This window comes from Pseudarthrobacter sp. NPDC058329, from assembly GCF_042879835.1.
Classification (GTDB): domain Bacteria; phylum Actinomycetota; class Actinomycetes; order Actinomycetales; family Micrococcaceae; genus Arthrobacter.
In genome coordinates, this window is sequence record NZ_JBHVZR010000021.1 from 49,844 (window position 1) to 73,179 (window position 23,336).

23 protein-coding genes are annotated in these 23,336 nt (G+C 63.4%); 9 read left to right on the forward strand and 14 right to left on the reverse strand.

Going from position 1 to position 23,336, the window contains the following annotated elements; all coding sequences use genetic code 11:
* Window positions 1-40: 40 nt before the first annotated feature.
* Both ACFVYC_RS20165 and ACFVYC_RS20170 read left to right on the forward strand, forming a co-directional pair.
* Entirely contained in the window at window positions 41-1,555 is a 1,515-nt protein-coding gene (locus ACFVYC_RS20165; protein ID WP_387553652.1) for an MFS transporter, read from the forward strand.
* 185 nt (window positions 1,556-1,740) lie between these two features.
* Window positions 1,741-2,991 carry a methyltransferase gene (locus ACFVYC_RS20170; protein WP_387553610.1) on the forward strand — a complete coding sequence of 417 codons (1,251 nt, stop codon included), beginning with the start codon at window positions 1,741-1,743 and terminating at the stop codon, window positions 2,989-2,991.
* On the opposite strand, the gene ACFVYC_RS20175 is transcribed toward ACFVYC_RS20170, so the two are convergent.
* Entirely contained in the window at window positions 2,988-4,598 is a 1,611-nt protein-coding gene (locus ACFVYC_RS20175; RefSeq protein WP_387553612.1) for a hypothetical protein, read from the reverse strand. The genes ACFVYC_RS20170 and ACFVYC_RS20175 overlap by 4 nt on opposite strands.
* Window positions 4,599-4,919: 321 nt before the next feature.
* Between ACFVYC_RS20175 and ACFVYC_RS20180 the strand changes: the two genes are divergently transcribed.
* Window positions 4,920-5,045: a hypothetical protein gene (locus ACFVYC_RS20180; protein ID WP_387553614.1), complete on the forward strand. Its 126-nt coding sequence runs from the start codon at window positions 4,920-4,922 to the stop codon at window positions 5,043-5,045.
* A 515-nt stretch (window positions 5,046-5,560) separates the two neighbouring features.
* Window positions 5,561-5,926: a type II toxin-antitoxin system HicB family antitoxin gene (locus tag ACFVYC_RS20185; protein WP_387553616.1), complete on the forward strand. Its 366-nt coding sequence runs from the start codon at window positions 5,561-5,563 to the stop codon at window positions 5,924-5,926.
* A gap of 185 nt (window positions 5,927-6,111) precedes the next feature.
* On the opposite strand, the gene ACFVYC_RS20190 is transcribed toward ACFVYC_RS20185, so the two are convergent.
* Window positions 6,112-7,698: a PHP domain-containing protein gene (locus ACFVYC_RS20190; RefSeq protein WP_387553618.1), complete on the reverse strand. Its 1,587-nt coding sequence runs from the start codon at window positions 7,696-7,698 to the stop codon at window positions 6,112-6,114.
* 315 nt (window positions 7,699-8,013) lie between these two features.
* On the opposite strand from ACFVYC_RS20190, the gene ACFVYC_RS20195 reads away from it, so the two are divergent.
* Window positions 8,014-9,252, forward strand: a complete 1,239-nt coding sequence (locus tag ACFVYC_RS20195; protein ID WP_387553620.1) for a UPF0158 family protein — start codon at window positions 8,014-8,016, stop codon at window positions 9,250-9,252.
* A 73-nt stretch (window positions 9,253-9,325) separates the two neighbouring features.
* On the opposite strand, the gene ACFVYC_RS20200 is transcribed toward ACFVYC_RS20195, so the two are convergent.
* The 4 genes from ACFVYC_RS20200 to ACFVYC_RS20215 all read right to left on the reverse strand — a co-directional run bounded on the left by ACFVYC_RS20200 (window position 9,326) and on the right by ACFVYC_RS20215 (window position 13,514).
* Window positions 9,326-9,469 carry a hypothetical protein gene (locus ACFVYC_RS20200; RefSeq protein WP_387553622.1) on the reverse strand — a complete coding sequence of 48 codons (144 nt, stop codon included), beginning with the start codon at window positions 9,467-9,469 and terminating at the stop codon, window positions 9,326-9,328.
* Window positions 9,470-9,624: 155 nt separating this feature from the next.
* The gene (locus ACFVYC_RS20205) at window positions 9,625-10,575 is read right to left on the reverse strand and encodes a hypothetical protein (protein ID WP_387553624.1); all 951 of its coding nucleotides are present in this window, start codon (window positions 10,573-10,575) and stop codon (window positions 9,625-9,627) included.
* 656 nt (window positions 10,576-11,231) lie between these two features.
* On the reverse strand, window positions 11,232-12,890 hold the full coding sequence (locus tag ACFVYC_RS20210; protein ID WP_387553626.1) for a thiamine pyrophosphate-binding protein: 1,659 nt from the start codon (window positions 12,888-12,890) through the stop codon (window positions 11,232-11,234).
* Window positions 12,891-13,010: 120 nt separating this feature from the next.
* Window positions 13,011-13,514, reverse strand: a complete 504-nt coding sequence (locus ACFVYC_RS20215; protein ID WP_387553628.1) for an Lrp/AsnC family transcriptional regulator — start codon at window positions 13,512-13,514, stop codon at window positions 13,011-13,013.
* A gap of 93 nt (window positions 13,515-13,607) precedes the next feature.
* Here ACFVYC_RS20215 and hisC point away from each other — a divergent pair, with 93 nt between their 5' ends.
* The 4 genes from hisC (at window position 13,608) to ACFVYC_RS20235 (ending at window position 16,901) form a co-directional block, all read left to right on the forward strand.
* Window positions 13,608-14,705, forward strand: a complete 1,098-nt coding sequence (hisC, locus tag ACFVYC_RS20220; RefSeq protein WP_387553629.1) for a histidinol-phosphate transaminase — start codon at window positions 13,608-13,610, stop codon at window positions 14,703-14,705.
* A 54-nt stretch (window positions 14,706-14,759) separates the two neighbouring features.
* Complete coding sequence (locus ACFVYC_RS20225; RefSeq protein WP_387553631.1) at window positions 14,760-16,175, forward strand: amino acid permease; 1,416 nt, start codon at window positions 14,760-14,762, stop codon at window positions 16,173-16,175.
* A gap of 123 nt (window positions 16,176-16,298) precedes the next feature.
* The gene (locus ACFVYC_RS20230) at window positions 16,299-16,547 is read left to right on the forward strand and encodes a toxin HicA (protein ID WP_387553632.1); all 249 of its coding nucleotides are present in this window, start codon (window positions 16,299-16,301) and stop codon (window positions 16,545-16,547) included.
* Window positions 16,548-16,901, forward strand: coding sequence for a type II toxin-antitoxin system HicB family antitoxin (locus tag ACFVYC_RS20235; RefSeq protein WP_387553634.1), 354 nt, complete (start codon window positions 16,548-16,550; stop codon window positions 16,899-16,901). It abuts the gene before it with no gap.
* A gap of 694 nt (window positions 16,902-17,595) precedes the next feature.
* Here ACFVYC_RS20235 and ACFVYC_RS20240 read toward each other — a convergent pair.
* The 8 genes from ACFVYC_RS20240 to ACFVYC_RS20275 all read right to left on the reverse strand — a co-directional run.
* On the reverse strand, window positions 17,596-17,742 hold the full coding sequence (locus ACFVYC_RS20240; protein WP_387553636.1) for a hypothetical protein: 147 nt from the start codon (window positions 17,740-17,742) through the stop codon (window positions 17,596-17,598).
* Window positions 17,743-18,110: 368 nt separating this feature from the next.
* On the reverse strand, window positions 18,111-18,737 hold the full coding sequence (locus ACFVYC_RS20245; RefSeq protein WP_387553638.1) for a 4Fe-4S single cluster domain-containing protein: 627 nt from the start codon (window positions 18,735-18,737) through the stop codon (window positions 18,111-18,113).
* Window positions 18,734-19,540: a helix-hairpin-helix domain-containing protein gene (locus ACFVYC_RS20250; protein WP_387553640.1), complete on the reverse strand. Its 807-nt coding sequence runs from the start codon at window positions 19,538-19,540 to the stop codon at window positions 18,734-18,736. Before ACFVYC_RS20250 ends, ACFVYC_RS20245 begins: the two co-directional genes overlap by 4 nt.
* A gap of 217 nt (window positions 19,541-19,757) precedes the next feature.
* Window positions 19,758-20,186 carry a hypothetical protein gene (locus ACFVYC_RS20255; protein ID WP_387553642.1) on the reverse strand — a complete coding sequence of 143 codons (429 nt, stop codon included), beginning with the start codon at window positions 20,184-20,186 and terminating at the stop codon, window positions 19,758-19,760.
* A gap of 7 nt (window positions 20,187-20,193) precedes the next feature.
* On the reverse strand, window positions 20,194-21,831 hold the full coding sequence (locus ACFVYC_RS20260) for an AAA family ATPase (protein WP_387553644.1): 1,638 nt from the start codon (window positions 21,829-21,831) through the stop codon (window positions 20,194-20,196).
* A gap of 169 nt (window positions 21,832-22,000) precedes the next feature.
* Entirely contained in the window at window positions 22,001-22,456 is a 456-nt protein-coding gene (locus tag ACFVYC_RS20265) for a class F sortase (RefSeq protein ID WP_387553646.1), read from the reverse strand.
* Between the two features lie 213 nt (window positions 22,457-22,669).
* Window positions 22,670-23,128, reverse strand: coding sequence for an excalibur calcium-binding domain-containing protein (locus ACFVYC_RS20270; protein ID WP_387553648.1), 459 nt, complete (start codon window positions 23,126-23,128; stop codon window positions 22,670-22,672).
* Window positions 23,125-23,336: hypothetical protein (locus ACFVYC_RS20275; protein WP_387553650.1), on the reverse strand; the 212-nt coding region annotated here is incomplete at its 5' end. The genes ACFVYC_RS20275 and ACFVYC_RS20270, both read right to left, overlap by 4 nt.

Genomic DNA, 23,336 nt, shown 5'->3' on the forward strand with positions numbered 1-23,336 from the left:
GTGTGCCCAGCTTTACGAGCGAGGCGGCGGTGAGCGGGCCATGACAGAGCACCACGGGCAGAAGCGGCGGCTGAAGGTATCCGACGTCAACGTTGTGAACCGCCGCACGCTGCGGAAGGCGTTGGGCGGGACCATCGTGGGCAACACGATGGAGTGGTACGACGTGGGGGTGTTCGGCTACCTCATCACCACCATGGGGCCGGTGTTCCTGCCCGAGGCGGACAGGGCCGTGCAGAACCTGTTCCTGCTGGGGACTTTTGGTGCCACGTTCATCGCCCGGCCGCTGGGCGGGATCTTCTTCGGCTGGCTGGGCGATAAGATCGGCCGCCAGAAGGTGCTGGCCATGACGCTGATGCTGATGGCCGCCGCGACGTTCGCCGTCGGCCTGCTTCCTACATATGCGGTGCTGGGCATCTGGGCAGCGGTGCTGCTGGTGGTCCTCAAACTGGTGCAGGGCTTTTCCACCGGCGGGGAATACTCGGGCGCCACCACGTTTGTGTGCGAGCATTCGCCGGACCGCCGCCGTGGCTTCTATGTCAGCTTCCTGGACATGGGCAGTTACCTCGGCTTCGCGGCAGGCGCGGCCGTGGTGTCCGCCCTGCAGCTGACCCTGGGCCAGGAGCAGATGGAGGCGTGGGGCTGGCGGATCCCGTTCCTGATCTCCGGTCCGCTGGGCATCGTGGCTGTCTACTTCCGGATGAAGATCGAGGAGTCGGCGGCCTTCAAGGCCACCATGGAGGCCGAAGCCGTGGCGGCCACGCATCCCGAGACAGGGGAGGAGCTGCGTCCCGTAGGCCCGCTCGGAATTCTGAAGGCCCACTGGCGGCCGATCGTGCTGGCCATGATCCTGGCAGCGGCCGCCAACACCGTGGCCTACGCCCTGACGTCCTACATGCCCACTTACCTGACCAGCAACAAGGGATACAGCGAGCTGGAGGGGACGCTGCTGACCATCCCGGTCCTGGTGGCCATGGCGCTGGGCATCCCCTTCACCGGGTTGCTTTCGGACCGGATCGGCCGCCGCCGTGTGCTGTGGATCGGGGCCTTGAGCACCGTGGTTCTCGCGGTTCCGGCGTTCCTGGCGATCGCCGTGGGCAGCGTCCCTATGACGTTGCTGGGCCTGGTCCTGATCGCCTTCCCGGTGGCGTTTTCGGTGCCGAACCTCGCGTCAGCGCTGCCGGCGCTGTTTCCCACCGAGCACCGCTATTCCGCCATGGGCATGGCGTACAACGTGGCGGTGGCGATCTTCGGCGGGACGGCCCCGTTCATCATCGCGGCCCTGATCGAGCTGACCGGCGACGACATGGCGATCGCGTACTACCTCATGGCCGTGGCCGCCATCGCCGCTGTGGCCATCCGGTTCCTGCCCGAATCGGCCCGGCGGCACCTGCCCGGGTCCATGCCCAGCGTGGAGTCGGAGGAAGCTGCCCGGAAGCTGGTGGAGACGCAGGACACCAACCCGCTGCTGGACGTGGGCTCGCTGCCGTTTGAGAGCAGCTTCGAGATCGCGCGGGCCGAGCACAAGGGCGGGCCCGGGAAGCCGACGGTGATGTAGGCCCTGTATCCTGACAAAGGTAGATTTATGGACTCCAGCCGCTATCGATCAAGAAGCTCGGTCCTCTGCCGGATGACGGTCTGGAATCTTGGGCCGTAGCCTCGGACGTCGTGGAATCGCCGCCGCAATCGTCGGTCTCCGGTCCGCCCCCCGGACTCTTGGAATGGATCTTTATCAGTACCGACATGCCAGCTCCCGTAGGAATTCCGACGCCGGAGCCCAAGCCCTCGCGCACAGCCGCGGGGGATGAGCGTGCCCTCGTGTCCTGGGTCGAGGCTGGTGTCAGCATGGCCGCGCGATGGCGATCTGCGAACGGCAGGCCGGCGCCGGCGCGCGTCGAAGTGGTCTCCGACTCCCTCACGGCCGATGATGCGAACCGGATGGCGTCACAGGGGATCGCAATGCTCTGGCACGGTGACTTCCACAACGCGCGGCAGATCCTCAACGCCCTGGACCGGCGGGTAGGCGCCGGAAAGAAGATCGCAGGAACTCCGGCCGAAAAGTTTTACCGGCATCGCCAGTCCCGCTCGCACCGAGCTCGCATTCTTGGCCTGCTGCTGATTCCTCTTGATTTGGGCCCGGTGGTGCCGCTGCGCCGGGCACCGGATATCCGGGAGGCCGCCGCGGAAGCGTACGGTGATATCGGTGAATCTTCCGTGGTGTCCCTGCATGAGCTTGTCGGGGCCATTGGCGCCCACGAGTGGCGACGGAATGGCGTCTACGTCGATGCCCTGCAGGGCCGCATCCACCCGCACTATGGCACGTTCTTCCCCACCCGCAGTGAGTATGTGGATCTCGTGGCGGCTGCTGCGCTGCCCTCTGACACGCTGGCGTTCGACGTCGGAACCGGCACCGGGGTGCTCGCCGCGGTCCTCGCCCGCCGCGGCGTCCATCGCGTGGTGGCAACGGACAATGAACCGCGTGCCATCGCCTGCGCCGCTGAGAATTTCCGGAACCTCGGGGTCCAGGACCGTGCCGAGGCCGTCCTGACTGACATGTTCCCGCCGGGACGGGCACCGCTGATTGTGTGCAACCCGCCCTGGATTCCGGCCACGCCGCATTCCACCCTGGATAGCGCCGTCTACGACCCCGGAAGCAGGATGTTGTTCCGCTTCCTGCACGAACTAACCGACCATCTGGAGCCGGGCGGTGAGGGCTGGCTTGTCCTCTCCGACCTGGCCGAGCACCTTGGCCTGCGGTCGCGTGAGGATCTGCTGACCGCCATCGAGGCGGCCGGGCTGAAGGTGGTGGAACGGCTCGACACCAAGCCAACGCATCCGAAGGCATCGGACCGAGACGATCCTCTGTTCGCGGCGCGCGCGGCCGAGGTCACGTCCCTGTGGCGGCTTGTTCCCCGATGGTCACAAGTGCACCGGGTATCGAGCCGGTTCAGGCTTAGGGCTCAAAATCAGCCTCAGCGTTTGCGGCTGGACTAGCCGGTCCTCGGGGCGAGGAGGATCTGCACGGCCTCCATCCGTTTGCCCAAACCCGCAGTGCCTGCCGTTCCGCCGTCGGCCACCCATGACTGCCAGCCCACATCCTGTACGTGAGCGCGGTAGTAGATCCTGTATTGGTTCGCCATCTCACCGGTCAGCCTGATTTCAAACGCTTCCAAACGGAGCCCTTGCCCGGTGGTGCCGATGGGATTTGCCGAGGATGTCCACGGCTGCCAACCGATGCGCTGCACATGCCCACGCCACTCGACGCCCCCGCTATAGGCCGTGCTGGAGACGGTGAGGCGCAACGCCTCGACCCGAAAAGCTCGCCCCGTGGTCCCGGCGACGGTCCCGTCCGAAACGTTTGGCATCCAGCCGACATTTTGAACGTGGGCGGCGTACACGGCGGTGAATGCCGGTGCCACCTTTGGAACCAGCTCGATGGTGACGGCCTCCATCCGCAGGCCCTGCCCGACGGTGCCGGCCGTGGCCCCGTCGACCCCGTGCGGCTGCCAGCCGACGTTCTGCACGTGGGCGCGGTACCTGATGCTGTACTGCGAGGCGAGATCCCCCGTCAGCCGCAACTCGAAAGCCTCCAGGCGCAGACCGAGCCCGGTGGTCCCGATGGGGGACGCCGCCGTCGTCCATGGCTGCCAGCCAATGTTCTGGACATGCCCCCGCCACAGGATGTCGCCCGACAGGCGGTCTCCAGCCGCCGAGAGGCGCAGCGCCTCCAGCGGCAGTGCCTGGCCGGTGGTTCCTGCGGTGGCACCGTCCGAGACGCTGGGCTGCCAGCCGATCGTGGCGACGTGGGCCTGGTAGACCCCGATGCACGTCATGTTGTAGTCGTAGGTGCCGTCGGTCCATTGTGCGAGGTGGACGGTGCCGCCGGAGAAGCTGGGATTCGCGCAGAGGTCGGATGCTTCACTGGCGAAGTCGAGGCGCCCGGCCGGTGACCAGACGGGCACGTCGGGCAGCTGCCACGAACCGGTGATGGCCTCCCAAGCGCTCTGATACGAGTAGATACCCTGTGGGAACCCGGCGTCGGCCAGTGCAGCCAGGAGCCCTGAGATGACGTACCGGTTCTCCTGCCGCTCGGCTGCTGTTGAGCTGGGCCAGGGCTGTTGCGGGCGGGGCTCGACGTCCACCCAGATTCTCTCCGGCCGCCATCCCACCGTGGCGAGGGACGCGAGGGCCGCGCGCCCTTCGGCGTACCCGACGTTGCGCAGCCGGTCCGGCCTGGTGCTTGTGGGGAAGGGACCGTCGTCGCCGTAGGTGTCGTATTGTGCCGTGGTGGGGAACGTGGCCATGGCGTAGGCCGAAGCCCGGACGCCGCGGTCGAGCACCCACTGGTACTGCTGCTGCAGGCAGGGGTTTTCGGTGAAGGCGAGTCCGCGCGTCAGCCCCACCACCAGGAATTCCGTGTTCTCCGGCGGCATGGGCAGGCCGCCGGGACACTGCGGCCACGAAACGTCATGCCCGTAGTCGACCGCCCGGGCGGGTGGAGTGAACAGCACGCCGAGCGCGAGCACCAGCAAAACCGCCAGGAGCCGGGGCGCGAATGCCCGGGAGCGGCGGCCAGGTTGTAGAACACCAAGGCCGGCCATGATGGCCCCTCCTGTTCGAGGATGCCCTAAATTATCCCACCAGGGCTGTCCCGCTGCCAGTGGAGACAGGGGGAGGCGGTCACAGCGGGACACGATGACGGCACCCGGCTTCACGCTGAGGCAGGGTCTAAAAGCCGAACAGTGTGGCGGCCAGCAATCTGGACGAGGGTGAGGTCCAGCAACGGCGTAGGAACGTGGAGCACCCGGGTCCTGCGCGCGAGGTCGCCGAGGATGTGTTCGGCTTCAGCGGGCAGTCACGCACTCAGGTCCCGACAGAGGAGAACGTGAGATGCAGATGCACGGGCAGCTTAGGCTTGGCCCATGTCTACTGATGATGAGAAGGACCCGCCCGTGCCCGCAGACGTCGAGGGTAAGATCCCGAAGAAAGTTCACGACAAGCCAGGCCCAGATGTTGCTGAAACGCCGGCCGATGAACCTAACGATTAACTAGTTCGGTCTCACGTGGCCCTCCCAGCCGGCAGTGCCCGGAGCCGGTGACGATGTTCCTAGTTCCGTCGTTGGTTACCGCTCCTGACGCCGCGGGGAAGTGCGCGAATGGCCTTCCGCGCTCGCGCGTTCAGTGGCGCCCGGTCGGTCGTGGTCGGCTAGCAACACCAAGCATCCCAGACCGTCGGTCTCAGCCCTACGGCTGGATAAGCCCTGCGTGATTGGGGCTTTTTTCCCAACATGTGTTCACCCCGACACCGCCGCCTTCGCAGCCTGCTTGTCGTTCATCCGCTCGGTCAGCCAGGGGGCCCGGCCGCGGTGTCGGTGCTGGACGGTGACAAGCACGCGGTGCTCATCGACTGGACCAAAAGCCGAGCCCTGCCGCGGGTTCCCCTGCGGAGGGGGCGTGTCCGGCAAGTGTCGGGCTCGGCGTCATTAGGCCACCTTGAGGAGTGGTGCCAAAAGTGGCACCATTGCCCTGTGGCGCGGCAATCGATCGGAGCAAGGAGAAGTAGATGTCCACTCGAAAAGCAGCTGCTGCGCCGTCTGCCGTGGCGCAGTATCGATACTCGGTCCAGTGGTCGCCGGAGGATCAAGAGTTCGTCGCCACTGTTTTCGAATTCCCTTCCCTCTCCTGGCTGGACGAGGATCAGTTTCAGGCGCTCCGCGGCATTGAGCGGTTAGTGTCCGACGTCATCCACGAACTTACGCAGTCGGGTGAGCCCGTGCCCGAGCCCATCGCGACGCAAAAGTTCAGTGGCCGCCTCAACCTCCGGGTACCGCCCGAACTCCATCGCAAGCTCGCGATTGAGGCTGCCAATCACGGTGTGCCCCTGAATAAGTACGCGACGGAGCGGTTGACGGCCCAACTTTCCGGTTAGCAGGTATGCCGTGGGGCATGACAAGGAGGCCGACGGCGACACTGAAAAGTCGTCGTCGGCCTCCCTCTTGTGCAAGTGCGAAAGGGCCGGCTCGCGTACCTGGTGCGCACCACCCCGCTAAAGGGGTATGGAACACCCGGGTCAGGCGAGTGCTGGGCTTTCGGGGCGTCAACCAGAAGCGAAGACTAGTTAACGACCTCTACGAAGACGGGGTTGGTGTAGAACCACAGGTCTTCCCACGGATCGGCGTTTCCGATCTCATCCATGGCTGGCCCCGCGGGGTCAATATCTGCGCCGAGGAAGCCTGGCTGGGACTTCTTCCCGTCAGTTCCGCGGAGCCGGATATAGAAGTGATCAGAGGAGGCTTCGATTTCCTGTGTCCAGCTGTAACTGCCGTTCCGGAGCGTCAGGTCCTTGACGGGCAGCTGTGTGATGACGCGCGTATCCGGAGCGGTCATGGTGTCTGCGTCGGCCACCGGGCCGGTCACCTTGCCAAGGATCACGTCAACCCGGGCCAACTCTGGAATGAAGCCGGCGAAGTTTGGCTTTGATGCCGGGGCGATGGAGACCGTGAGCGTGACCTTCCTGCCCCGCTTCGTGCCAAGCTTTCCTCCGAGCGTGACCGACTTGGCCTGGTCCGAGAGACTCACATCAATGGCATCGATCAGGCATCCGTGGTCCACCCACACACGCCCCTCACGCAGCCCCTGCATCACCGAGGCGTGGCTGACTTTCTCGGCCCCCACGTGGGTGCGGCTGTAGTAGCCGGGCCAGAAGTCGTTCTCGGTGAGGTCCACTGTTCCGCTGTAGACCGGGTCTTCGGTGCGGCCCTTGGCGTCGAAGTCGCTTCCGGGGCCGCGAGTGGTGGTATCGAGATACACGTTGTGGCTGTCCGAGGTGGCCGTAACGGAAAACAGCCGTCCTTCGGCGAGCAGGCTGTCCCACACACCGCCCACTGTGGCAGTCATCCAGTCGAAGCCACCCCAGGTGCGGTACGACTCCGCAGGGTAGCCCTTGAAGGAGAAGGCGCCCGGCGCGCCGTCGTAAAGTCCCCGTGCACGACTGCCGACGTGCGGCGCCGGCAGTCCACCGGCCTGATGCCCGGGAGCACCCTCCATGCCAATCACCACATCCGGTGCTGCGTCGATCCACGCCCGGATCTCGTGCGGGGAGTCGATGCCCTGCCGGGAAGGATGGTTTGGAATCATCACGATGTCCTCAACCCGCTTTTTGGCGCGGGCCTCGCCCATGAAGCGGATCCCGTCCAGGGCCAGGGCCTCGTTGGCGGCAGTTCCGTCCCTGGTGCCCTTCACCCGGGCGTCCCAGCGTGCTTCAACGTCCTTGAGGACCGCAACGTCGTCGCGGCCGGGGGCGACGAAGACTGTGGCATGCTCGGCCCCTGGAATGTTCCACTCCAGGCCGTGGTAGATCAGGATTGAATCCCCGAACTCCTGACGCACCTCATCGATGAGAGGAACGATCTGCTCGGTGCTGAGCTGGGAGTGGGCCACGTTGCCGTGATCAGTGAGAACGAGCCAGTCGACGCCGTAACGGATGGCTTGCCGGACATGATCCACCACGCGGTACTTACCGTCGTTGCTGAAAAGGGTGTGAACGTGATGGTCCCCGTTCAGCCAGAAGTACTCTCCCTTCTTCGTGCGCTGGGGAGTTTCGGCGAGGGCTTGAGCGGGAGTGACCGCTGCAATCGAAGCACCGAGTCCTAAGACCGAACCGGTCTTCAAAATTCCGCGGCGGGACATACCGTTTGTCATGAGAGCCTTACTGCATTTGTGCGGTGGAGAAGAGAGCGGCTCGTCGCCTGGAACCCAGGGAACCGCTCCTCACGCGGGCTTCCACAGTCAATACAGCGGACATGAACAGTTGGGGAGCGGCACCTGTCCAGGCAGTGAACGAGTGGCTAGTACGACGGCGGCACGCGGCTTTGGGCGCGCAGGGAACCTTTTTGCCGCTTGCGGATCACGGGGCGGGGTATTGCCGGACCCCGTCTTGAGGCGGGCGGTCCCAGCTCGGAGGTCGGCCAAGTAACGCGACTACGGCACCGCCGCGACACATGCCATCCTTGGGATATGGTACGAACCTGGTTATCGGTGACGGTGGAACTGCTCGGCGGACGTGGTGAGGATTTGTGGCCGTGGCCAGGGCGTATCTTCGCGGTCGGACCGTCGCACACCTTCATGGACCTCGCCAATGCCATCAATGGCGCCTTCGCCCGGTGGGACCGCTCGCACCTGTCCATGTTCTCCTTGGCTGACGGCCGGGTCATCACCGATGAAGAGACAGGGGCCGAGATGGCCGCATCGGTCCATGGCCCGATCACCGCATCGATCGACATCGAGGTAGCCAAGGTCGTGCGTACGGTGGAGCCGGGGGCCGAATTTCAGTTCACGTTCGACCTCGGCGACGCGTGGACCCACCGATGCGTCGTGGCGGAGGTGAAGGTCGACCCGCTGGAGGTGTTGGGTATCCGTCCTGGCATTCCCCTGCCGTACTGGGGCTGGGGCAGCATCCCGGACCAGTATGGGCGCCGGTGGGCTGCCGACGACGGGGAGAGCAAGGCGCCAGAGAGACCGAGCCAGCCGCACCCCATGCTGCTGCACGCATGGCCCGCGCAAGCGCAAGTGCCGGGAATCGACGTGTCCGAAGTACGTGCCGCTATCGGCGAAGGAGATGCAGCCGGCTTTCTTGCGGCGGTGACAGGACACGACATCGATGATGCTCTCCAACAGGTCGGGTCGGGCATCCCGATGGCGCTGGAGCAGAGACGCCAGGAAGCCGAGCCGGTGGCACTGTCGGTCATCAACCGTCTGACTTGGCGCGGCGGTGCCGGTGACCGGGCACTGGCGCATGACCTGCTGGCCGCTCTGCGCCGCGAGCGGCTGCCGGGCCGGGTGGTCCCGGTCGACATGGACATGCTCAGCACCGTCCTGGAAGGGGATATGGACCTGTGGGCGGGTGGCTACCTCGACCTTCGCACCGGGCAGGTGTACGGGGACAGTGCCACTGACCCGATGATGGTCGGGGACGAAGCCATCGACGTGGAGGAGGACCCGGACCGTCGGCTTCGAGTCGACCGCACGGGTTCGAGGGATGCCTGGGAGGACATGGCGGCCTTCGCCGAGCGGCAGCATGATCAGGCCCTCCGGGAGCGGCTGGAGCGCGCAATCGAAGGTAAGGGTGCCTTCTCGCGGTTCCGCGACCTCGTTCACGGCGAGAACCTCAGCGAACAGTGGTACACCTTCTCCGCCGACCGCCAGATGGGCCGTGCCCGCGAGTTCCTCGCCGACAACGGCATCCGCGTTGGCTGACGAACCTGGTCCAGTCAGCGTCGGCCACCCCCCAGGATAGTCGCCAATGAGACCCTGCGGGGCTGGCGGCGAGCTACCCCGCCTCCGCCGCCCGGGACGCCTCCATCCACTCGCTCAGCCACGGAGCCCGGACACTCGATGTGATCCGGCAGTCGGCCACGAACGTTCCCTTGGCGCCGGCGTCGATCCAGTCCGTGAGCGCGGCGAGGTCCCCCATCCGACAGCGGCGGCTATTGAGTTCGGGTCCGACACCCCTCTTTGACTCAACCTCTCACTAGCGTCGAGCCCATGGTGCGGGCTTTCAGCAGATTGGGGCCGAACTACCTTTCACCGCCCATCCACAGACACCCTAGTTTGGGTTTGGAAAGCCGGCTAAACCCTTCTGTCGACTTTCTCAGCACTGCGGTAGATGTGTGCCAGTAGTGCATCGGCAAGCGGCCAACAATGCTGACGATTGATCACCGAGGCGCCCCTGCTAGCCCACAAGGAAACTGCATTTCGGGCTGCCGTCACGAAGCAAGGGTCCTCTTTCAACGCTTGAATCAATAGCCTCGGTTGAAGACGGACCTCACGTAGCATCACATGGTCGGCTTCATGCCACTGATCTTCTCCCTTATAACGAGTTGACAGCACGGGACTAGGGACGATGTTCGCGGTCGCGTAGATCTCCCCTCTTCCAGAGTCAAAAAGTGTGAGCAGATGCATGTTTTGGAACGTTAAGCACGCAAGCCGTCGCCTACCGTCGTCGGATCGCGGTACGGCTGTAACAACCCAGTTGCTTCCTTCAGTTTTTGCGGGATCACGAATCGTGGAGCCCAGGAATACTGCGAGGGCCTCGATCGCCTCAGTGGACCGCGGATGTTCAATCAACCGGACGTAATTCTTCAGACCTTGCAGGTCCGCCGACGCATCCTGTCCCCGAAGCTTCTGGTCGGGTATTTGGTGAGGGAGTAACCGAAAGGTGATCGGATACTGCTGGGGCATCCAATGGTCGGGCAAGCGATAGTCCGCAAGGGTGTTTTTCAGGAGTATGTTCAACAGGTCCGCTCCTTCCCGTTGACGCCAGTGGATCGTGAGGATCTCGAACTGATCTAAGCCGGGGCGGATTACCGGGGCGAAGTCGATTGCAGTAATCCGACTGCCGTATCGGCGTGAATGAACTCGGTAGCGACTCAGGAAGTCGACGGCTTGTCCTACATATTCCTTCCCGTCAGCGAAATGAAGAATGTAGATGCCGTGGTAGCTATCGGTGTCCTCCAGCAAATAGGCCAGGGAAATTCCTGTGGTGACAGGAAATCTGCGAAATGTGAGTTCTTCGTGCATGACTGGCGCCTAGTTGAGAGAGCGGCGCACTGTCAAGAGCTATGAAGGCGTCCGCGGTCCCTATTGGACACTACCGGTTGTCCGACCTGCTTCAAATCAACGATCAGGATGTCGCCCTCCATTCGAGGTAGCCATCGCCGCGCCTGAGATGTGTCGAGGTTGATGTATCGCGCGAACAAAGTGCCGGCGATAAGGCTAGCGCCGCTACGCGACTGGGCGCTTCGGGCCGGCGCTTGTCGTCGAACTGGATAAGCGTTCGAGGAATCAATACCTACCGCTTGAATTCCTATAACTTTTCTATCGCGATCCCATAGAAATTGAACCGCTTCTGGATTATGTAGCAGATCCATCGCAGCGCGATTTAGGGACAACAGGCCCTTCTTCTGGACGGTGACACTTGGCGCATTCGGGGGAGGGAAGCTGCCTCGTTCGAAAACTTCGAATGCCATGGTCTGCACCTCATCAAAGTGTTGAGCAACAACCGCGAGCGAGACCTGCAAGAAATGCTACGCCCGAGCGGTAATGCGCCGCAAGACACACAGCTCAAATGATCAACAAGGTTGTAGACGCGGCAATTAGGAACTTCAATGCTTTCGGAAACTTCGAGAACATAGACGCTTTCGGCGCCAACATGGACAGCTCGACGTTCAACACGTCTACCCGGCCACCGCCGCCTTTGCTGCTTGCTTGGCGTTCATCCACTCGCTCATCCATGGCGCCCTCACGCTAGAGGTGATCCGGCAGTCGGCCACAAAGGTTCCCCTGGCCCCGGCGTCGATCCAGTCCTTCAGCGCGGCGAGGTCGGACAGGGAACGGATGACCGCTGACTCGGCACCGAGGGCGCGGGCGACCCCGCTGAAGTCCACCTCCGGGATCAGCATGGGCTTTTCGGTCAGGCCCTGGGAGCCGTACTGATGGATCTCGGCTCCGTAGGCGGCGTCGTTGTAGATCACCACGATGGCGCTGCTCGCAGCTGAGATGAGGGATTCGAGGTCGGACAGGCCCATCAGGAAACCGCCGTCGCCGGAGGCCAGCACCAGGGTCCGGCCGTCCTCCACAGCACGGGCTGCCCCGACGGCGCTCGCCAGGCCCAGCCCGATGGACTGGAAGGCAGTCCCCACCATCACCAGGTCCTGCGGCCGCGGGATGTTCCAGTACATGGGCGCCCAGCCGAGGAAGTGCCCACCATCCTGGACCACCGTGCGGCGCTCCGGCAGCACGGCATCCAGGGCAGTGGCAAGGGCGCGCGGGTCCAGCCGGCCATCCGCGGTTTCGTCTGAGCCCGGGTGGTGGGCCGGTCCTTCCGCCAGGCGCTTGCGGGCTTCCGCGCGCCAGCCCTCCGCCACAGCCGAGTCGTCCAGCATCGCGAGGAGACGTGCCGCGGCGGACTTGGCGTCTGCGCTGACGAAGAGGTCCACCCGCGGATGTGTCGGCTGCAGGGCGGTGTCGATCTGGATGACAGTGCTGTCCGGCCCGAGCAGGTGCCCGAACCGCATGGTGAAGGGGCTCAGGCTGGCCCCGGCCACCAGGACCACGTCGGCCTCGCCCATGAGGCCGGCCGCGGTGTCGGTGCCGAAACCGCCGGCCACGCCCAGGTACCCCTCGCCGTTGAGGAGGTTGAGCGCGAGGGCGGTTCCGGCGGTCAGTGCGCCGAGCCGGTCGGCGAGCTTGCGGAGCTCCGGGCCGGCGCCGGCGAGGTGCGCGCCGCGGCCGGCGAGGATCAGCGGCCGCCTGGCCTCGGCGAGAAGCCGGGCGACGTGCCCAAGGTCAGTGCCGCCGTCGTCCGTCACCGTAGCTGCCAGGGGCGCCGGAAGCTCCTCGTCCTCGGCCTCGAGGGCCGCGAGGTCGTAAGGGATGGCAATGACGACGGCGGTGCGCTGGGCAAGTGCGTACTCCACCGCCTGCCGGGTGATGGAGCCCACGGCGTCGCGGGTGACGGTGAAGGTGGCCGCGCCGAGGCCCGCGGCGATGGCTGCCTGGTCCACGTCCTGGGGCCGGGCGCCACTGCTCGGGGCGTCCCCTGTGACCAGCACCACCGGGATCTGCGCCTGGACCGCCTCGGCCAGGGCCGTGAGCGCGTTGGTGTAGCCGGGGCCGTAGGTGGTGGTGCCCGCAGCGAGCCGTCCCGACGTGCGGTAGTAGGCGTCGGCCGCGGCGATGGCGGCGCCCTCGTGCCGGACGGGGGAGAAGCGCAGGCCAAGCTTTTCGGCGGCGTCCAGGAAGTAGACGTTGCCGTTGCCCATGACGCCGAAGACGTCGGTGACGTAGCTGCCGAGAACCTGTGCCACGCGGCCGGAGACGGTAAGAGTAGTCATGCAGGAATCGTGCGCCGGGGTTCCCGTTGGAGCAAGAGAGTCCATTTTGCTTGGGATATTTGGCAGTAGAAGCAGTAGTAAAGTGAAAATCTGACCACCTGTGGTGCGGGTCACTCTGCTTTAGGTGGTGGGACGGCCTTCCTGCTCGGACAGGCGGCTGATGAGGCCGTCGTAGCGGGGCGGCATGAGTTCCATGACGGAGATGGCGGTGCTGGTCCGCTGGATCCCGTCGATTTCCAGGATCTGGTTGGTGATGCGGTAAAGGTCGGCCGTACTGCGGGCCACTACCTTGGCCATGAGGTCCGCGTCCCCGGTGGTGGCGTGCACCTCGATGACCTCCGGGATCGCTGCGAGCCCGCTTTCCACTGAGCCGAACCGCGTCTGGCTGATTTCCAGCGATAGGAAGGCCATGAGCTCGTAGCCGAGCGCTGCGGGGTCCAGCCGTCGGCTGAAGGAGCGGAGCGCGCCGCTGCGCTCCAGCCGCGCCAGCCGGGCGTGGACGGTGTTGCGTGCGACGCCGAGCGTCCGGGAGAGTGCCAGGGCGCTGGCTTCCGGGTCCTTGTCGAGGGCCAGGATGATCCGGCCGTCGAGCGAATCGAGGGTGCGGGAGGTAGCGATGGTCATATTTTCACCAGAGGTACTAGAAGTTGAGCAGAAGTCCCAATGGCCTAAGCGTATCTTGCACTGTGGGCCGGATCACAACCATGATCGGTGCCCATGACCCCTGATCAACTCCTGACAAGGCCGGACACCGCACTGCCCACCCTTCGCGGCGCGGTGACCGGACTTCCCTCCTACGTCCCGGGCAGGCGCGGTGCCGGTGCGGACATCGCCGCCCTCGCCAGCAATGAAAGCCACTACGAGCCGCTGCCCGCTGCCGCCGCTGCCGTGGCCAAAGCAGCAGGCACCATGAACCGCTACCCTGACGCGGCCGCTGTCGAACTCCGCGAACGGCTCGCCACCCACCTGGGCGTCACCGCGGGGGAGGTGGCGGTGGGACCTGGCAGCGTGGGCGTTCTGCAGCAGATCATCACCGGGCTGTGCGACGCCGGGGATGAAGTGATTTTCGCGTGGCGCTCGTTCGAGGCCTACCCGATCCTGGTGGAGCTGGCGGGCGCCCGGCCGGTCCGCATCCCGCTGGATGACGCGGAGGGCCACGACCTCGACGCCATGGCCGCGGCCGTCACTGATCGCACGAAGGTCATCCTGCTGTGCACTCCCAACAACCCGACCGGCGTGCCGATCAGCCACGAACGCATCGAGGCCTTTCTGCAGTCCGTGCCGTCCAGCGTCCTGGTGGTGATCGACGAGGCCTACGTGGAATACGCTGACGCCGGCAGCGGCCCCGATGCCCTGGCGCTCTACCGCCGGTACCCGAACGTCTGCGTCCTGCGCACCTTCTCCAAGGCCTACGGCCTGGCCGGCCTGCGCGTTGGGTATGCAATTACGACGGAGGCCATCGCCGAGGGCCTGCGCCGCACCGCCCTTCCCTTCGCCGTGAGCGCGCTGGCCCAGAAGGCGGCCATCGCGTCGCTGGACGCGGGGGAGGAGATGGAAGCACGGGTGGCCGTCGTCAAGCAGGAGCGGTCGCGGATGGCTTCGGCACTGGAAACCCAGGGCTGGAAGCTGCAGCCGAGCCAGGGCAATTTCCTGTGGATCCGTGCCGACGAGGAGCTTCGGGCCAGGCTGGTGGAGGCGTTCGACGCCGCCGGCATCATGGTCCGCGCGTACCAGGGCGACGGCGTGCGGATCACCATTGCCGATGCCGCCTCCAACGACCGCGTGCTCCGGCTCCTCGAAGCCCACGTGGCCTGACCATTCTCTGATCCCTTTCTCCTTCCGTTCCACCTACTAACTAGAGGAATTCCCATGGAACAACAGACAAAGAAGTCTGCCCGCGCCCTCGGCGCGGCCCTCAAACCACGCCAGCTCACGATGATGGGCCTTGGAAGCGCCATCGGCGCTGGCCTCTTCATCGGTTCCGGTGCCGGCATCCAGGCTGCCGGCCCTGCGGTGCTGATCTCCTACCTCGTGGCAGGCACCCTCATCATCCTGGTGATGTGGGCGCTCGGCGAGATGGCCGCCGCCAATCCGGACAGCGGCGCCTTCTCCGTCTACACCGCAAAGGCCTACGGGCCGGTGGCCGGAGCCACGGTCGGCTGGTTGTGGTGGCTGCAGCTGGTGGTGGTCATCGCCGCGGAAGCGCTCGGTGCGGCAGGCCTGCTGGCCACCATCTTCCCGGCGCTGCCGGTGTGGCTGATGGCCTTCGTGTTCATCGTGGTGCTCACCGCGGTGAACCTGACCAGCGTAAAGAACTTCGGCGAGTTCGAGTTCTGGTTCGCGCTGCTGAAGGTGGCGGCAATTGTCGCGTTCCTGGCTGTGGGCGCTGCGCTGCTCTTCGGCTGGCTGCCGGGCGTCCAGTCGCCGGGCCTGTCCAACTTCATGGGCGACGGCTTCGCGGTCAACGGGTTCAGCGGGATTGCGACTGCGCTGTTCGTGGTGGCATTCGCGTTCGGTGGCACCGAGATTGTGTCCGTGGCGGCAGCTGAAACCGCCGAGCCTGCCCGCAGCGTCAAGAAGGCAGTCCGCACGGTGCTGTGGCGCATCCTGGTGTTCTACATTGGCGCCATCTTCGTTATCGCGGCGGTTGTTCCGGTTGGTTCGGAGGGGCTGAAGAGCCCGTTCGCCGCGGTATTGGAGGCAGCCGGCCTGCCCGGTGCAGCCACCGCCATCACGCTGGTAGCCGTGGCAGCACTGCTTTCCGCTCTCAACGCCAACCTTTACGGTGCTTCACGAATGGCCTACTCCCTGGCTGAGCGGGGCGAAGCACCACGGCTGCTCGCTTCGGTGTCGAAGGCACGGGTTCCGGTTGTCGCAGTCTTGGCCAGCGTTGCCTTCGGTGTTGTCACTGTTGTCCTGGAGCTTGTATTCCCCGAGATGGTCCTTGGCGTCCTGCTCAACATCGTGGGTTCCACGTGCCTGCTGGTGTGGACGTCCGCGCTCCTGGCCCAGCTCGCGCTGCGCCTCCGCGCCGACCGTGAGGGAACGGACCTGCCGTTGCGGATGCCCGGCTTCCCGTGGCTCACTTCACTTGGTCTACTGATTTTGGTAGCGATCTTCACGGTGGGCTTCATCGGCGAGGACTCCCGCCCCCAGCTCCTGAGCACCTTTGGGCTCGTGGGGGTTCTTGCGGTGGCGAACTGGCTGAACCACCGGGGCGGCCGAAAGGTTGAAGGTGGCGTTGAAGCTACGGACCGTGACAAGCAGACGGTGTCTATCGACTGAATTCAAAGGCGAGGAACTACTTCGGCGTTTTGCATACGAAGGGCGTCGTCCCGGCTTCGGCTTGGCGCGCCCTTCGCGCAGCCCACCTTGAAAGGTGGTGCCAACAGTGGCACCATAGTGCAAGTGGCGAGCATCGAGAAGATCGAAAAGCAAGCTAGAAATTCACCTGAAAACGTTTCCTATAGCGACATGCTCAAACTTTGTACCCACTACTTTGGCGAACCCAGGTCAGGCTCTGGGAGTCACAACGCAATCTTCAAAATGCCTTGGGCGGGGGATCCCCGGATCAATCTGCAGAACAAGAAGGGCAAGGCTAAGCCGTACCAGGTGAAGCAAGCTATAGCCGCCATCGATCGGAGCAAGGAGAAGTAGATGTCCACTCGAAAAGCAGCTGCAGCACCGTCTCCGGTGGCGCAGTACCGTTACTCGGTCCAATGGTCGCCGGAGGACCAAGAATTTGTGGCCACGGTTCTCGAGTTCCCGTCCCTCTCTTGGCTGGACGAGGACCAGTTTGAGGCGCTGCGCGGCATTGAACGGTTGGTGTCGGACGTCATTGATGAACTTACTCAGTCAGGTGAGCCTGTGCCTGAACCCATCGCCACGCAAAAGTTCAGTGGCCGGCTCAATCTCCGGGTCCCTCCGGAACTGCACCGCAAGCTGGCGATCGAGGCTGCCAATCACGGAATGCCTCTGAACAAGTACGCGACTGAGCGGTTGACGGCTTGAGTTCTCGGTCAGCAGTTAACTAGTACGGCCCCGGACCTGTGGTGGCTGTCCCACTCGCGGGGCGACGAGTTGCTTGACCTGTTCGGAAAGACGGTTTCCGCCTTCAGCAAGGAGCGCTTCGCATCGGCGCAGGTGTGATGGGCGGCAGTTGACGAGCCGGCAGCACCTCCTGACGTCGTGCATTGTAGTTGAGGAGGGACCCCTCTATCGACTCGGACGCATAGGGAAGTTGTGCTTCCTTTGGTCCCGCAATGGATCTCAACCTTGACGAAATTCGGTTGCATCGCTGGTACTCCTTTCCTGCCGATACTCGTCGCGGTGGGCCCGGGCGATGTAGATACGGGAAAGCTAACAGTCGCCTCTGACATTTCTGTGGGGTGTTTGCAGCGCCCCTGACGTGGATACATAGGACATGTTGCTGCGCGGCCCGGCGGACGAAAAGCACCTTGGAGGTTTGATGAGGTATCGGCCCCTGTCAGGGGCCAATCGGCATGAACTTCGAGGCTTAGATTTCGCCTGGCACCCCATAAACATCGTGTGGTGCAGGATGTCCAACTGCTTGCGGGCGACGTCCACTGCCTCCTCAGCGTTGCCGGCGCAGAGGGTCGCCACCAACGCGATGTGGTCGCGGTTGGACTTGTGCAGCTTCTCGATCGGATAGCGAATGAGGTAGCCGCAGAGTTCGGCGAGCGTCTCATGGTTGGATGTCGACGGTGCCCATTCCTGACGCCGTCCTCACCAGCTTATGAAACCGCTCGGCGGCCTGGTGGTAGACCGGCCAGTTCGTCGCCTTGGCCATGTCGCGGGTCAGCAGGTCCAGCTCATCCAGCGGTTCAGGCACGGCATTGACTGGTTCTTAAGCAGCCTCTCCCGTGGCGCTAAGAAGACAACCAGCCCGGTGTCTTACGGTACTTTTTGGGTTCTACGCTGCCGGCTGCTGCTGCGAGGAACCGCGTTGCCGAACTACGCCAGGAGCAGGGTAATGGGCAGTGCTTGCCGCCGCACTTACCGTTGTTCAGCGGCTTGGATCGCACTCATCACAGCAGCGGTTGCTCGATCGCCTCCCTTGGGCGCCCGGCTCGGCGGTGCTGATCTCCTGCCTCGTGGCCGGGATCCTCATCATCCTGTTGATGTGAGCGTTCGGCGAGATGACCGCCGCCAACCCTGACAGCGGCACCTTCTCCGTCTACACCGCCAACGCTGCTCGGACTACTCGGTGGTCGACCTCCGGGCCTTTCTGCTCGTTTTCGTTGCTTCCAGCAGATTGTTGAGACTATCCATATCAAGGAAGCCAGCCACGTCGATAGAACCATCTGGCAGGACACGTATATCGACACGATTGGCGGCAATTTCAGGCCGATAGGATCTATACCGGTCGGATATGTGGATAAAGCGTTGGTTGGTGGAACCGACCAATGCTCGGTTTGTTTCCTGGTTCCACGCTTGGTAGGGGCCGTCAATGAGCAGATCAATCTCGGCAAGGAAGCTTTTGGTGGCTTGGTCCCTGTCACGCAGGGTCTCGTACTCGTAGCCGGAGAACGCGATGACACCTAGCCCCTGTTCCTGCGCCTCTATGGCAAGCTTCGCTCCAGCGGAAGACTGGTCAAAGGGCTCACCCCCGATGAGCGTGAGGCCCTCGACTTCCCCGGCTATCGCACCCAGGACGATGTCGCTGACCGTCATGTCGCTTCCGCCGCTCGGGCTGAAGAGGTGCGGGTTTATGCACCCCCTGCAGCGAATGCTGCATCCCTGAAACCAGACGGCTGTTCGGAGACCAGGGCCTTCGGCTGTCGTCCCATGAAGGACTCGCGCGATGCGCAGAACTTCCGTGGTCAAAGATCGAGTCTTCGGGCTGCTTGATTCGCGCTGCGCCTTGTCGGCTGTGACTGTGCCGGGGCCTGCGTAGCCCCACTGCTTGGGTTTACGAAGACAAGCCTGTGACGGTGTGGAATGAGAAGGTGCGGTTGTATCTGGGCCTTGGCCATGAGTTGCTCGAAGGAGGTGAACTGTCCTTGGCTTTGACGAGCCTGCACGATACGTTCGGCAACGGCGTGTTCGATTCCGAGGGCAGTAACAAAGTCCTGGGTGGCTGCCGCGTTCACGTCAATGGCGGACGACTGGGCACTATGATCCGAAACGGTTTGGGCCGGCGGAGCATGTTGGGCAAGAGTGGCCGGAGGTGGAGGACCGACTGACCTGAATGCGGCGGACGCGGCGTTCGGATCGTAGCCTGCGGCAGGGCTGGTACTGACCGAGGGTGCGGAATTTCCGGCTTGGGCATACCACTTAGTGTCCCCAGCGTGCGCTTTCCACACCAACCACTTCCGGTTGGTTATGAACATTGCCACGAGTCCACCGATGAAGGTAAGGAACCATATCCATCCCCAGACGGTGCTCGCCGTGGAACGAATGGGTGCTTCCTTTGTGCCGGAGTCATACGTTCCGGTCGCCACCATGAGCCCGACTCCCAGGACGAGGAACCCTATGCCCATTTGGATCCACAGCTTGTTCTTGGCTTTCACCCCGCGGATAAGAAATCCCACGCCCGTAAGGAAGCCGAAAGAGAGAATACTCCACAGGACTCCGGCACTGTTCCGCAGCCGCCATGTTCGTGAACACAGTTTCTCTTCAGGCGTCATCGTCCGTTGTCCCTCTCATGCTGCAGTTGGTGATTTGCCACTGTTTGTGTTGCGGGTTGAAAGTAGGCAGGTGTCAGGCGTGAGTCTGCAATGACTGCGTCGGGCAGGAGGGCCTGAATCGCGGCTAGCTCATCTACGCAGGCTGGGCCGGGACCATTCGCCTCAGCAGTGATGGACCCTGAGGCTGAAACCGTGATAGTTATGGTCTTCTTTTGCATCAAGCGGCCTGTTCGAAAACGAGTTGAACTTCTCCGTTTGCTGCCGTCTGGGAGACCAAGGTCATCCCCATTTCCGCGGCTCGGGCGTGCAAGGAGGCGATCGTTCTTTGCTGCAGCAAGGAGCCAACGGTCATGTCCAAGGCAGCCAGCATGTTGTCAGTGACCTGGTCGTCGGCGCGATCCACGCGCCCCATGAACAGTTCCCCGATCCGTTGAAAAGTGATCCGTCCGTAGGGGCTGTCACCGGTAATGCGGCCTTCGGCGACGCTGAGGCTGGCGGCGCCCATGGCAAGTAGTGCGTCCTGCAGGAGCTGCTGGTCCTTAATCCGCGTGGTTTTGCACTTCTCGCACAAATCAGTGCGGCCAGCTTCACGAATGGCGGCAATGGCGGCTATCCCGATCGGGATGAGGAGAACTTCGAGGCTCATGGTTGCCCTAGTCCCCAAAGTCGATCTGCCGGCCGCCGCGCCAGGAGTTGACGTCACCGGTTGCTGCCGAGCCGCTTGTGGAGTAATCACCGCGGGAGCTGGTCGATGTCGCTGCTACGGCCCGCTGCGAGGCCCATTCCCGTACCCCATTGATTTGCTCAGCTTGGGTGACTGACAACGGGACTGTGTTGGTAATCGCCCTCCGCAGGTCTTTTTCGGTGAGCCTCCGTCGCTCCGAGAAGGCCTCAAAGCAGGCGCTCACAACTGCTTCTGCGATTTCGGCCCCGGAAAACCCTTCTGTTTGTTCCGCCAGGAAGCCCAGGGAAGCGTCGTTGATTTCGAAATCACCGCTGGCTTCAGACCTCGCTGTGAGCCTCTTTTCGAGCTGGATGCGCCAAATTTGGACCCGTTCCTCCCGCGTTGGTAGGTCCACGAAGAAGATCTCATCGAAGCGGCCCTTGCGGAGGAATTCCGGCGGAAGGGAATCGATTTTGTTCGCGGTGGCGATGACGAAGACCGGGTTCTTCTTCTCCTGCATCCAGGTCAGGAACGTCCCGAAGACGCGCTGGCTGGTGCCGGAGTCTCCGCTGCCGCTCGAACCAAAGCCTTTCTCGATTTCATCGATCCAGAGGATGGAGGGGGAAACTGCTTCGGCCAGCCTCAGGGCTCCCCGCATGTTCTGTTCGCTGGAGCCCACGAGGCCGGAGAAGACTCGTCCAACGTCTAGGCGGAGTAGGGGCAGGCCCCATAGCGTGGCCATACAGGTCGCGGTCAGGCTCTTGCCGCAGCCCGGGATACCGGTGATGAGCACACCCTTCGGTGCGGGAATTGACCAGCGCTGAGCTTCCGGCAGCCAGGAGCCATTCCGCTTCTCCAGCCATTTCTTTAAATTCTCCAGACCGCCTACGTCGTTCAACGAACCCTCGGGCGTGATGAACTCCAGCAGTCCTGACTTCCTAATGGTCTGGCGCTTTTCGTCAAGGACCAACGCGATGTCCGAAGCATCCAGCCGTCGGTCTGAGGCGATGGCGCGCGCGAAGGCGTTCTCCGCTTCACCGAGGGTAAGGCCCTGTGCTGCCTGGATGAGCCTCTGGCGTTCGTCCGTGTTCAGGTCAACGATGATGGACGCCGCGTTCGCGCTGACAATCTCATCAAGGACGCCCTCGATCTCCCCTGCTGTGGGCAAGGGAAGATCAACAACGGTAACTTCCTTTTCGAGATCCGCTGGCAGAGTCATGCCCGGGGAAACAATGATGAGAGTATGCGGGACCTCTCCGGTACGGAACGCTGTCGCTGCGTCCTGGACCGCGCGCACCATCGTGGGCTCGGCTGGACGGCCCTGCGATCCTAGGAAGTGGTGGAGATCGAAGAAGACGAAGATGGTGGGCTCGGTAGTTTTGATGGCTTCGGCGAGCGCAACGTCCGGGGCGGTTGGCTTCCCCGCTTGACCGGGTGCGTGCAGGCCCTTGGAAACCGTGTAGGTAGTGACCCTGCGTTGACGGCGAATATCCGGGCTAACGGCCACAGCTTCAGCAGCAGCAACCACTCGGTCGCCTTCGTGAGTCTCCACCAGAAGGATCGGATGCCGCGCCCGGATCAGTTCTACTAGCGTGGCCCCGAACTTAAGCGGTGTCTTGGAATCCATTCTTGCCCCCCGAAATATTACCTATGTCACAACTGCATGAAGCTTATCCCAGCTATTTCTGCGACTGTGCACTTGACGGCCGCGGCCAGTGATGTGCATGACGATAACTCGCTTCTGAGGCAGCAAGACCCCGCCTTAGGGCGGGGTCTTGCATACGCCAAGGTGGCGTTTAAGAGACAAGCTTCGCGTAGACAACGTAGTTGTCGTCGAACTCACCTGTTTTTGGATCATATCCGTCGCAGGTTATGAGGCGAAGCTCGGACCCCTCCGTATTCCCATAAACCTTCTCGGTCGGGAATGCTGCCTTTGAGTACTGTTCACCACCATCAGTTTCGAAAACGGCGGTTGTGCCGTCCTGGCGCGTGATCCTGATGAGGTCGCCCTTCACGAGACTGCGTAGGTCGGCGAACACGCCTGGCCCACCGTCAGTCGCGTTGACGTGTCCATAGATGACAGCGGGCCCAAGTTCGCCGGGGGTAGGCGACCCGTTAAACCAAGCTGCCGGGGCTCCTGGCGCGTCCGGCGGGACTTCCAGCGTCCCGTCTGCGCGCAGGCCCAAACTGATCAATTTGGATTGCACCTGCGAGTTTGGGATATCTATGGAAATCGGGACAGAAGCGGCCATGACGTCATCTTGCGAGGCCGGTGCGGCCGCCGGAGATGACGGGGGAGTCGACTTACTGCCCGTCTCGATTGTGGTGTCCTGGGCACTGACCGCTTGTGTGGAAGCGGTAGATGCACAGCCTGTGAGTAGTAGCAAAGCGACCGCCGCAGACGCGAAGCATCTGCGGCGGCCACTTGTAGAGCTAGTCATTCGAAGCAATCAGTTCGAAAAGCTCTAGGCCTTGACGGCACTACGGCGGCGCACGACGACAGTTGCGGTGGCCGCAGCCGCCACAAGGCCTCCAAGAGCAAGGAAGCCCATGCCCATGTCGCTCTCCTGCTCGACGCCGGTAGGAGCACCGCCGACCGGCTTCTTGGCGACCTGGGCACGAACCTGACTCTGGGCGGGAGCCTGAGTCGGGGCCGGAGCCTGAGTCTCTACGGGAGCCTGGGTCTGCACCGGAGCCTGATCTACCGCTCCATCTTCCGCCGCGCGCTCGCACCCAACACCATCACCATCACTGTCCAGATGCGGGCCGTAGCCGGGTGTTCCAATCGCAATGTTGAAAGCGCCCGCTGCTGCTGCCGCACTGCAGTTCGGGTATGCACCAATGGTGGCACTGGCCGGGGTTGCTGTCAGCGCTGAAAGGCCAACCACTGCCGCTACTGCCAAGATTGAAGTGCTCTTCTTCATTTAATCCCCATTTTCATTCCATCTGTTTTGCGGAAGTCAGTCGCACGACCGTAGGGGAAGTCAAAAACACCATACCCCCATGGCCAGTCGTAGCTGGCTTCTCTTTGGCTTGTGGGACTGTCTGAATAACGGTGGATCCGTGGTTGGCCTGACACGCCGGGCTTTGCCTGGCGGGAAGGACTGATCATGAGCGACACCATGGATCCCA